Raw genomic sequence first — 11,499 nt, 5'->3', positions numbered from 1 at the left:
GGAATAAAAGAGCTTGTCGATAAAGAGTTAGATACAGGTGCTTACAATGAAATAGTATTTGAGGATTTAGTAGAAAATGAAATAAATAGAGCACAAAGATATAATCAAATATTTTCAATAGTTGCTTTTAAAACAAATAAAGAAAAATTAAGAAAAATATCTCAAACATCAGTAAGACAAAGTGATTATTTTGGAAAAATAAATAGTGAATATTATGCTGTATTATTAACACATACTAGTTTAGAAGATGCCTTTTATTTTGCAGAAAAATTAAAGAAAATTGCCTATAAAAGAACATTAACAATAACACAATATATGCCAGGAGATACAAAAGATTCTTTATATGAAAAACTAGATAATGGCCTAAAAACAAAAAAAGAAATTGATATAGAAATATGATATAATAATTAAAAAGGATATATTATGACAGCACAAGATAAAGAATTAAAACAATTACATGATGTAATAGTAAAAGACGTAGATTCCCTAGTTGATAAATATATGTCAATTGTTGGATGGGATGTTCCTGAAAATGATGAAGATGAAGCAAAAAGAAAAATTATAGCAATTATAAAAAATGCAATAAAAGATTTAGAAAATAAATAGAGTTTATTGATTGCTATCAATTTAAAAAGAAATTATTTCCAATATAATGTTTAAAATTAAAAACTAAGGTAATTATATGGAAACAATATCAACTTTTTTAACTAAAGATCATAGAGCTTGTGATGAAGAGTTTGCAAACTTAGAAAATGAAGTAGCAAAAGAAAACTGGAATGAAGCAGAAAATAAATTAACAAAATTTTCAAATGATTTACTTCATCATTTTGATATGGAAGAAAAAGTAATGTTTTTAGCATTTGAAGAAAAAACAGGAATGACTCAAGGTCCAACTGCAATGATGAGAATGGAACATGAGCAAATGAGACAACTTTTAACTCACCTAGCACAAGATATAGAAAAAAAAGACAAAAATCACTTCTTTGGTGTAAGTGAAAGTTTAATGATGTTAATGCAACAGCATAATATGAAAGAAGAACAAATGTTATATGCTATGGCTGATGCACATTTAGGTGCAGAAGTAGAAACTGTTATAGATAGTATGAAAGCAATATAAGCTTATGTTCTCTCAAGGTTTAAGTCTAAACCAAGCCCCTTCAATTTACGTTCCATTAAGATTTTTTTTAAGTGCTCCAATTTTTGGAGTACTTTTTGGAGCTCTTTTTTTATTTTTTCCTTTTGAAGAAATTACAAATAGATATTCAAGTATTGCAATTGGTGCAGTTCATCTATTTACACTTGGAATATTAACAATGATAATTTTTGGTGCAATGCAACAAATGATGCCAGTTCTTGCAGGTGCTATAATAAAAAAATCAAAATTATTTGCTTGGATTGTTCATATTTCATTAATTTTAGGAACATTGAGTTTTTCAAGTTCATTTATTTTTGAGATTAAAATTTTACTTCATATTGCCATTTTATTTTTAAGTATTGCTTTTTTAACATTTTTTTATACAACTATAAGACTACTTTTTAAAGTTGAATTTTTAACATCAACTGTAAAAGCTATGAGACTTTTTAGTCTTAGTGGACTTATAACTGCAATACTAGGTGTATATTTAGCAATTGCACATATTAGTTTTGATATTGGATTAAGTCATTATAGTATTGTAAATTTACATATATTATTTGGAGTTTTTGGATTTGCTTCATTACTTATAATGGGGGTTTCTTTTCAAGTAATTCCTATGTTTTATGTCGCACCTGATTTACCAAAGTTTATACAAAATAAAGCTCCAAATATTTTATTTATATCACTTTTTATAAGTGGAATATTCTTAATATTTGGTATTGATTTTTTGATATTAAAACTTTTATTTATATTAATTCTTTGCACTTTTGCTTTTTATGGATTAAAATCTTTAAATAATAGAAAAAGACCAGTTTTTGATATCACACTTTGGTATTGGAAACTTTCACTAGTTATGCTTATTATTTCTATGATTATATGGTTATTTAATCTTTTTGATTCAAGTTTTTTACTATTTATTACTTTTGCAATAGGATTTTTGTATTCACTTTTACAAGGTATGGTTTATAAAATAATTCCATTTTTATCATGGTTTCATTTAAGTTCAAAAGGTTATTTTTCTCTTCCAACTATAAGAGAGTTTATTGAAGAAAAATATATAAGATATCAGTTTTATTTTCATTGTTTAGCAGTAGTATTTTTTATTTTAAGTATTTTTATTAATCAAATGATTTATATAGCAGCTATTTTATTTATTTCTTCAAATATTTTCTTTTTTATAAATTGTTTTGTAGGAATAAAAAAATATGCCAAAATAGCAAAAACTGATCCTATGGACATATCTGCTTTTAAATAATATCACTTATGTTATAATACGAAAAATTTTTAGTATGTAACATAGGGATAAAGATGTCAAATCAACAAAATAATCAAATTTTAAAAAATACAAATGCACAAATCTTAGATGAGTTTAATGCTTCAATCATGTTTGATAAAGAGCTTTATTCACAAGATATAAAAGGTTCTATTGCTCATTCACAAATGCTTTGTGAAAGAGGTGTTTTAACAAAAGAAGAACAAGAATCAATCGAAAATGGTTTATTACAAGTAAAAAAAGAGATTGAATCAGGTGAATTTACTTTTTCATTAGAGTATGAAGATATTCATATGGCTGTTGAAAATAGACTTACACAAATTATAGGTGAACCTGGAAAAAGACTTCATACAGCAAGAAGTAGAAATGACCAAGTTGCAACTGATTTTAGATTATATGTTCAAGAAAAAACATTAAGTATAAAAGAACAATTAAAAACTTTAGTTGAAACTTTTGTTGATGTTGCTTCAAAACATACTGAAACTTTAATTCCAGGTATGACTCATTTACAACATGCTCAACCTTTAAACTTTGGTTATCATTTATTAGCTTATGCAAATATGTTTAAAAGAGATTTACAAAGATTTGAAAGTTCATATGAAAGAAATAACTATTCTCCACTTGGAAGTGCAGCACTAGCAGGAACTCCTCATAATATTGATAGACAAAGTACTTCTGATAAATTAGGATTTACAGCACCAACAGCTCATGCTATGGATACAGTATCAGATAGAGATTTTGCTTTAGAAATTTTATTTAATATTGCAACTTCAATGATGCATGTTAGTAGAATATCAGAAGAGTTAGTTACATGGTCATCTTATGAATTCCAATTTGTAAGAATGTCAGATGAATATGCGACAACTTCATCTATTATGCCACAAAAGAAAAACCCTGATGTTCCTGAGCTTTTAAGAGGTAAAACAGGTCGAGTTTATGGAAACTTAATCTCATTATTAACAGTTATGAAAGGTTTACCATTAGCTTATAATAAAGATACTCAAGAAGATAAAGAGGGTGTTTTTGACTCTGTTAAAACAATAGAAATTTCACTTAAAATTTTAAATGAAGTAATTAAAACTATGATTGTAAATGTTGATAAAATGCAAAATGCTTGTAAAATTGGTCACTTAAGTGCAACTGATTTAGCTGACTTCTTAGTTCAAAAACAAAATATGCCATTTAGAACAGCTTATTATATTACAAAAGATGTAGTTGAAAAAGCAAACTCTCTAAACAAAGATATTTCTGAACTTACAATTGATGAAATTAGAGAATCAAATGAAGAGATTAAAAATATTGATGAAGAAATTATTATGTATTTAGATTTAAGAAACTCTATGAATGCTAGAACATCATTAGGTGGAACTTCTACAGAACAAACATTAAAACAAATTGAAGATTTTAAAGAGTGGTTAAAATAAAGAAAGAAATAGATGAGGTTTAACTCATCTATTTTAAATAAGATAGATAAGAATCTATCTTAAGAATTTTTTAGTTAATTCAAATAATGTATGAATATCTGTTTTACCAACAAATCCATCTACACCAATTTGATTCATTTTTCCTCTTACTGCATCTGTTGTCATTGATGAATTAACAATAACAGGGATTTCATTATATTTAGCATTAGCTTTAATATATGAAGCTACTTGATAACCATCTGTTCCTGGCATTTCAATATCTGTAACAATCATTCCTATTCTATTTGGATCTAATTCTTCAACTCTTTCAATTAATAAAGAACCGTTTGTATAGATTTCAAATGCTACACCAGTTTTTTCAAAGAATTTTTTTAATACTTCTCTTGCAACACCTGAATCTTCAGCTGCTAAGATTATCTTATCAGAATTTAATTTTGTTTCAACATATTTTTGTACTTCATCTTCACCATCATCAGTCCATCCAATATCTCTTAGAAGTTCTTCAGCATTAAATACTGTACAAAGTTCGTCTTTATCATGAACTTTTACATAAGTAGTATAAGTTATTTTTGAATTTGTTTCTTCTGTATGTCTTAATTGATCAGTCGTTTTTTCAACGATATCTAACATATCTTTTACTAAGAAACCAATTTTTTTATGATTGAATTCACAAAAAATAATTAGTTTGTACTCTTTAATAGGTAAAGTAGTCAGTCCTAACCATGCATCAAGGTTAATTAATGTTACAGGTTCCCCTCTAATTGTTGCAATTCCTCCAATAACTTCACTATCTCTTGGCGTATCGTTTATTGCAACTTCTTCTGTAATAATAAAAGCTTTTACTTTAGCTATGTTAATAGCATAAATATTACTATGACCAGTGTAAAATACAGCTAATTGTTGAACATTTCTTAAATGCGCTTGTGTCATTTGCTCAACGCTACCACTAATACCGCTCATGGGGATCCTTTTTTTCGTGTTTTAACATTATTATATATCTTTTATTCTTTAAGAACCTTTAAGTTATTATTTATTTTTATTAATGATTTTTTTTACAGCAACCGATGCCATCATTAAGCCAAATGAACCCGTAACACCTTCAAAACTACCTTTTTCAATACAATTTGGAACTTCTGAAGAAAAAATTACTTTAAATTTTCTATTAAAATTTTGTTCTTTTAACTCATTTCTAATTTTTTTAATGAAAGGATCATTGTATGTTTTCCAAATAGATATATATTCTATTTTACTTGGATCTATTCTTTTAGCTCCACCGCTTGTAGAAATAACCTTAGTAAAATGTTTCTTAATTAAATGAACTTTTGGTTTAACATCATCAATAGCATCTAAAATATAATCATATGATGAAAAATCAAATTCATCAATCCATTCAGGTGTAATTTTTACATTTATTGCTGTTACATCTGGATATTTTTCTTTTAAAACATCTACTTTTACTCTTCCAATATTTCCTACACTTCCTAATTGTCTATTCATATTTGATTCTTCATAAGTGTCAAAATCAACAATAGTAATATTAGTAATACCAGTGTTATAAAGTGCATCTAATGCAAAACTTCCAACACCACCAACTCCTAATAAAATCAGTTTTGTATTTTGGAAATGATTAAAAGTATCTTCACCAAATAATTTTTTTGTTCTATCATATTTCATCTAAACTACTCTTTTACAATTTTTGGGTATTATAACATAAATTAATTTATGGGAGATGGTGATGGAAAAAGAACCAATGACAAATAAAGGTTATGAAAAAATCACAGGGGCTCTTGATTTCTTAAAATCTAAAGAAAGACCTGAAACTGTAATTGAGCTTGATGAAGCTAGACAGTTAGGTGACCTAAAAGAAAATGCAGAATATCATGCAGCAAAAGACAAATTAAAGCTAATTGATGTGCAAATTGCAGAACTAGGTGCCGTTATCTCAAAAGCAGTGATTATTGATCCTTCAACACTTCCACATACAAAAGTAAGTTTTGGTTCGACTATTGAATTAGTAGATGTAGAGACAGATGAAGAGTTTACTTATGCAATTGTAGGTGGAGTTGAATCTAATGCTGATAAAGGTTTAATTTCTTTTAATTCTCCTCTTGCAAAGCAGTTATTAGGAAAAGAAGAGGGTGATGAAGTTACAGCTACATTACCAGGTGGAGTTAAAACTTATGAATTATTAAGTGTAGGATATAAGGAGTTATCTATATAATGAATGTAGCAATTATTGGAGCTAGTGGGTATACTGGCTTAGAACTAATCAAACTATTAGTAACTCATCCAAAGTTCAATATTACTTATGTTGCAAATTCAACAGGTGATATAAATGTACAAGATTTGCATCCATGTTTAAAAGATGTTATAAATATTGATGTTCAAAAAGCAAGTGCAAAAGAAGTTGCAAAAGTTGCTGATTTAGCTTTTTTAGCACTTCCTCATAAAACTTCAATGTCTTTTGCAAAAGAGTTATTAGAACTTAATGTAAAAGTAGTAGATTTATCTGCTGATTATAGACTTGAACTAGAAACATATGAAAAACATTATTGTGCTCATGAAGATAAAGAACATATAAAAGATTCTGTTTATGGATTACCTGAATATTATAAAGAAGATATTCAAAGTGCAAAATTAATAGCAAACCCTGGATGTTATCCAACTGCTTCTCTTTTAGCATTATTACCATTTATTGAATATATTGATACCAATGCACCAATATTTATTGATGCAAAATCAGGTGTAAGTGGAGCTGGAAAAAATCCAAGTGAAGCTACACATTTTGGTCAAATAAATGAAAATTGTCACTCATATAATCCATTTAAACATAGACATATGCCAGAAATTCAAGAAAAAGTTAGATTACTTAAAAATGAAGAAGTATCTATAAACTTTGTTCCTCATTTACTTCCTCTTACAAGAGGTATGTTAGTTTCTGTTTATGCAACATTAAAAGAAGATATTGATGTAAATGAAATTTTACAAAATACTTATAAAGATAGTGAATTTGTAAGAATTAGAGAAAAGCCAGTTGATATTAAATCAACAGCCGGAACAAACTTCTGTGATATTTATGCTGCTAAAAATGCAAATGCATTATTTGTAAGTTCTTCAATTGATAACTTATTAAGAGGTGCTTCATCTCAAGCTGTTGTAAATGCAAACTTGTTATGTGGATATAAAGAGGGTGAAGGTATTCCAAAAATAGCTTATGTTCCTTAGTCTTAAAAACAATGCTATATTTGTAGCAGATTCTCATTTCAATGAAAAAAATCAAGAATTTTTAATCTTTTTAGAAAATATAAAATCTAAAAAGATTGAAACTTCTCAACTATTTTTAATGGGTGATATGTTTGATTTTCTATCATGCGAAAGTAAATATTTTATTTTAAAAAATAAACAAGCTATTAATCTTCTAAATGAATTATCAAAAACTATAGAAATAGTATATTTAGAAGGAAATCATGATTATAATTTACAGAAACTTTTTTCTAATATAAAAGTAATAAAAAGAGAAAAACAACCATTTAAAGTGAAGTATGAAGATAAAACAATTTCTTTATCTCATGGTGATAATTTTATAAACTGGCATTATGATTTATATTGCACGATTATTAGAAATAAACTTTTTTTAACTATCATGAATTTTATTGATTTTAACTATATAATTTCAAAAAAAATTGAAAATGCATTACTACAAAAATCAATTTGTCATAAAATGACTAATTATAAAACTTTAGTAGAGAAACGAGTTAAAAATTATGATAGTGATATTATAATTGAAGGGCATTATCATCAAGGTGAAACATTTATTATTGATGATAAAAAGTATATAAATATTCCTTCTTTATGTTGTTCAAATACATATACTCAGCTAAATAATTTAGAGTTTACAAATAAAAATATGTAAATAAACGTACAATAATTTATATTTCTTTATTGTACGTTTTATTTTTCCCATCTTTTTTTACTTTATATAATAATTTATCAGCTTTTTTATATATACTTTTTTGTTTTGTATCTTTATTTTTTATTGTAATAAGTCCTATTGATACACTTACTTTTTTATTAGCACTTTTATCTTTTATATTTAACTTCAATATTTTTTTTCTTAATTTTTCTGTTAAATCAAAAGCATCTTCTTTATTGTTTGAATAAAACAATAATCCAAACTCTTCACCACCTAATCTAAAAGAATAATCTTCATCTCTTGTCAGAACTTTCATCATAGTTTTTGCAACTTTTTTAAGTACTATATCGCCTTTATCATGACCATAAGTATCATTGTATAATTTAAAATTATCAACATCAATAATGGCAAAATTTAGCATAAATTTATGTCTTTTTGTAGTATTTAACATATGTTCAAATAAATAATCAAATTTTCTTTTATTATATAAACCTGTTAATGAATCTTTATATGATAGCTTTTTTAGTAATAAATTTTTTTCTTTTAATTTTTTAGTGCTTTTTTTTAGTTTTTTCTGAGAGCTTTTAAAGTCAGTAACATCAAGCATAATGCCAACCATTCCAAGTGAGTTATTATCATCATCTAATAAAACAGCTTTATAAAAACAAAAATCTCTATAAACCTTATCTGAACATAAAACTCTTGATTCATAAAATTGTGTATCTTTACTTTTAAATAATTCTTGGTCTTTTTCATAATAAAGTTGTGCTAAATCATTTGGAATAAGTTCAGGTAAATCAAATAAACTCTTACCAATAATTTCTTCTTTTTTTAACCCTAAAATTAAATTAGAAAAAGAGTCATTACACTTTTGATAAATACCATCTATATCTTTATAAAAAATAGGACTAGGAATAGTATTTAATAGTAGTTCTAATAATTTATTGTTTTTTACAAAGTTTTCACTAATCATATTCATAATGGAAAGTTTTTTTTCAAGTTCTATTATATGTTTTTTTAACTCTTTATCTTCTAAATCATTTTGCATAGCATCTCAATATTATAAATTTTTTTTATTATATTGGGAAAGAGATTAAAACATTAATAATTGTATAAAAATATACATAAATTAAAAATTTGTTATTTTGTTATGATTTTTAATTTTATATAAATATAATATGTATTAGAATAAAAATAAAAGGTCTTAAAATAGTTAATAAAAAAATAATTATATTGATTTTTATACTTTTTACTACATTAAATTCAATTGAATTAATCACAGCAATACCTAATACTAATGATTATAATAATGACAAAGCATTGCTTGGAAAAATGTTGTTTTTTGATAAAAGATTAAGCCATAATAATACAATATCTTGTGCAAGTTGTCATAATATATCAAAAGGAGGTGATGATGATTTAGCATTACCTTTTGGGATATATCAGAAAAAAGGTACAAGAAATTCTCCTACTGTTTTAAATGCAAAATTCAATGAAATACAATTTTGGGATGGTCGTGCAAAGAGTTTACAAGCTCAAGCATCAGGACCTATTCATAATCCGGTTGAGATGGATTCAAATTTTGATGAAATCATTTCTAAATTAAAAAAAGACAAACAATTTTCTAAAAAATTCTTGCTAACTTATCCTGATGGTTTTAGTGAATATAATATAACTAATGCAATATCAGAATTTGAAAAAACATTAACTACACCAAATTCAAGGTTTGATAAATTTTTAAAAGGTAATAAATCAGCTTTAAATGATAAAGAAATGAAAGGTTATCAAACTTTTAAAGAGTATGGTTGTATATCTTGTCATAATGGTGTAAATATTGGAGGAAATCTAATACAAAAAATAGGAATAGTTGATACTTATTATACAGATGATTTAGGACGATTTTACGTAACAAAAGATGAAAATGATAAATTTTATTTTAAAGTTCCAACATTAAGAAATATTGATTTAACTGCTCCATATTTTCATAATGGTGAAGTAAAAACCTTAAAAGAAGCAGTAGAAAAAATGCTTAAATACCAGATTGGGTATTTATTAGAAGATGAAGAAATTGAAAATATTGTTCTGTTTCTAAAAACGCTAAATGGTGAGACTCCTAAATTTATGAAAGATACAGAAAATGAAAAAATCTATAATTAGTGCAATATTTTTAATTTTCTTAATTTTTACACTTGGTTATTTTATAAATAATGCAAAGCTTCAAAGAGCTAATTACTCTTTAATTGAAAAAAGTATCAATAATATAACACTTCTAAACAAAGACTTGGATTACTATTTTAAAAATTCACTTGCATATGATAACTTTGATATTATTCAAAATAAAATTAAATCTTTTGAAAATGAGTTAAAAAAGATAAAAGAAAATAAACTTTTAAAAGATATAAATAATGATGAACTTAAAAATACTATTAGGAATTTAGAATCATCAATAAAATTTAAATTTCAAACTATAAATAAAGCAAAATCTCACAAGGCTGTGTTAAATAATTCATATAGAATCATACAAAGACTTAATAATAAAAGAGTATCTAAAAATTTAAATGATTTATATACTATTATTATGACAATAGATAAAAATAGTTCATTAGATATAAAAGATGAATTTGAAAAAATGAGTAATATTGACAAATTGTATACTAATAAATTTGATATTCTTTTTATTAAACATTCTCGTGTTATTTTAGAACATCAAATGAAGTTTAATAATTTACAAAATAAATTAACAAAATTAAATATAGATACATTATTAAAAAAGTTTAATATTTTATATGATGAATATTCACAAAAAAGTAATAAACAAGCAGAATTATCAATTAGTATCTTATTTATTTTATTGTTTGTAGCCATTGTATTATATTTATATAATGAGTATAAATTAAATATAACAAATAAAAAGTTATCTAGATTTAAAGATACTTTACATAATAGTAATAATATTATAGTTGTAACTGATAAAAATGAAACTATAAAATATGTAAATAAAGCATTTTTAAAAACAACTGGCTACTCTTTAGATGAGGTGTTAGGTAAAAAAACAAGTATTTTAAAATCAGGTCAAAAATCTAAGGAATTCTATAAAAAACTTAAAGAGACAATTCACTCTGGTAAAAAGTGGAGTGGTGAGTTTATAAATAAAAATAAAAATGGTAATCTAATTTATGAAAAAGCATCAATTACTCCTGTATTTGATGATAAAGGAGCAATAATAGAGTTTATTGCCGTTAAATTAGATATTACAAAAGAGATTTTATCTCAACAACAATTAAAAGAGCAAGAAAAATTACTAATTAATCAAACAAAACTAGCATCTATGGGTGAAATGATAGCTAATATTGCTCACCAATGGAGACAACCTCTATCTGTAATATCAACTGGTGTAACAGGAATGCAATTACAAAAAGAGTATGGTTTACTAACTGATGAAGAGTTTCATAAAACTTGTAAATTTATAGATAAAAATGTTCAATATTTATCTAATACAATTGATGATTTTAGAAACTTTATAAAAGGGGATAAAATCAAAACTTATTTTAATCTAAATAATCAAATAAATAGTTTTTTACATTTAATTGAAGGCTCATGTAAAACACATAATATAACTATTATTTCAGATATACCAACAGATATAGAAATAGAAGGTTTTGAAAATGAACTAATTCAGTGTTTAATGAATATTTATAATAATGCAAAAGATGCATTAATTCAAAATGATATTAAAGAAAAGTATATTTTTATA

The 11,499-nt window shown here is 24.9% G+C and carries 12 protein-coding genes and 1 pseudogene; 10 read left to right on the top strand and 3 right to left on the bottom strand.

Features of this window, described 5'->3' with window-relative positions; translation table 11 throughout:
- The 5 genes and pseudogenes from ACERKK_RS06670 to argH form a co-directional block, all read left to right on the top strand.
- A pseudogene (locus tag ACERKK_RS06670) lies at positions 1-399 on the top strand (sodium:proton antiporter); the annotation flags it as partial.
- Positions 400-423: 24 nt separating this feature from the next.
- Positions 424-606 carry a hypothetical protein gene (locus ACERKK_RS06665; RefSeq protein WP_373772309.1) on the top strand — a complete coding sequence of 61 codons (183 nt, stop codon included), beginning with the start codon at positions 424-426 and terminating at the stop codon, positions 604-606.
- Positions 607-682: 76 nt separating this feature from the next.
- A complete protein-coding gene (locus ACERKK_RS06660) occupies positions 683-1,117 on the top strand; it encodes a hemerythrin domain-containing protein (protein WP_373772308.1) in 435 nt (144 codons plus the stop codon).
- 4 nt (positions 1,118-1,121) lie between these two features.
- On the top strand, positions 1,122-2,390 hold the full coding sequence (locus ACERKK_RS06655) for a hypothetical protein (RefSeq protein WP_373772307.1): 1,269 nt from the start codon (positions 1,122-1,124) through the stop codon (positions 2,388-2,390).
- A gap of 53 nt (positions 2,391-2,443) precedes the next feature.
- Positions 2,444-3,832, top strand: coding sequence for an argininosuccinate lyase (gene argH / locus ACERKK_RS06650; RefSeq protein WP_373772306.1), 1,389 nt, complete (start codon positions 2,444-2,446; stop codon positions 3,830-3,832).
- Between the two features lie 54 nt (positions 3,833-3,886).
- Here the strand turns inward: argH and ACERKK_RS06645 are convergent, their stop codons facing one another.
- Both ACERKK_RS06645 and ACERKK_RS06640 read right to left on the bottom strand, forming a co-directional pair.
- Positions 3,887-4,792 carry a chemotaxis protein CheV gene (locus ACERKK_RS06645; protein ID WP_373772305.1) on the bottom strand — a complete coding sequence of 302 codons (906 nt, stop codon included), beginning with the start codon at positions 4,790-4,792 and terminating at the stop codon, positions 3,887-3,889.
- A 66-nt stretch (positions 4,793-4,858) separates the two neighbouring features.
- On the bottom strand, positions 4,859-5,506 hold the full coding sequence (locus tag ACERKK_RS06640) for a ThiF family adenylyltransferase (RefSeq protein ID WP_373772304.1): 648 nt from the start codon (positions 5,504-5,506) through the stop codon (positions 4,859-4,861).
- Positions 5,507-5,567: 61 nt separating this feature from the next.
- Here ACERKK_RS06640 and greA point away from each other — a divergent pair, with 61 nt between their 5' ends.
- The 3 genes from greA to ACERKK_RS06625 are packed head-to-tail and all read left to right on the top strand — an operon-like array spanning position 5,568 to position 7,745.
- Positions 5,568-6,053: a transcription elongation factor GreA gene (greA, locus tag ACERKK_RS06635; protein ID WP_373772303.1), complete on the top strand. Its 486-nt coding sequence runs from the start codon at positions 5,568-5,570 to the stop codon at positions 6,051-6,053.
- Positions 6,053-7,057, top strand: coding sequence for an N-acetyl-gamma-glutamyl-phosphate reductase (gene argC, locus ACERKK_RS06630; protein ID WP_373772302.1), 1,005 nt, complete (start codon positions 6,053-6,055; stop codon positions 7,055-7,057). The genes greA and argC overlap by 1 nt, the downstream gene beginning before the upstream one ends.
- Positions 7,047-7,745, top strand: a complete 699-nt coding sequence (locus tag ACERKK_RS06625) for a UDP-2,3-diacylglucosamine diphosphatase (protein ID WP_373772301.1) — start codon at positions 7,047-7,049, stop codon at positions 7,743-7,745. Before argC ends, ACERKK_RS06625 begins: the two co-directional genes overlap by 11 nt.
- A 16-nt stretch (positions 7,746-7,761) precedes the next feature.
- Here ACERKK_RS06625 and ACERKK_RS06620 read toward each other — a convergent pair whose 3' ends face one another.
- On the bottom strand, positions 7,762-8,793 hold the full coding sequence (locus ACERKK_RS06620) for a sensor domain-containing diguanylate cyclase (protein WP_373772300.1): 1,032 nt from the start codon (positions 8,791-8,793) through the stop codon (positions 7,762-7,764).
- A gap of 185 nt (positions 8,794-8,978) precedes the next feature.
- Here ACERKK_RS06620 and ACERKK_RS06615 point away from each other — a divergent pair, with 185 nt between their 5' ends.
- Both ACERKK_RS06615 and ACERKK_RS06610 read left to right on the top strand, forming a co-directional pair.
- Positions 8,979-9,902 carry a cytochrome-c peroxidase gene (locus tag ACERKK_RS06615; RefSeq protein WP_373772299.1) on the top strand — a complete coding sequence of 308 codons (924 nt, stop codon included), beginning with the start codon at positions 8,979-8,981 and terminating at the stop codon, positions 9,900-9,902.
- On the top strand, positions 9,883-11,499 hold a 1,617-nt coding region (locus ACERKK_RS06610; protein WP_373772298.1), incomplete at its 3' end, for a PAS domain S-box protein. The genes ACERKK_RS06615 and ACERKK_RS06610, both read left to right, overlap by 20 nt.

It is taken from the genome of Poseidonibacter sp., from assembly GCF_041821165.1.
GTDB lineage: Bacteria > Campylobacterota > Campylobacteria > Campylobacterales > Arcobacteraceae > Poseidonibacter.
The sequence above is the reverse complement of the archived record's forward strand: the minus strand, read 5'-3'. Positions and strand labels throughout refer to the sequence as shown.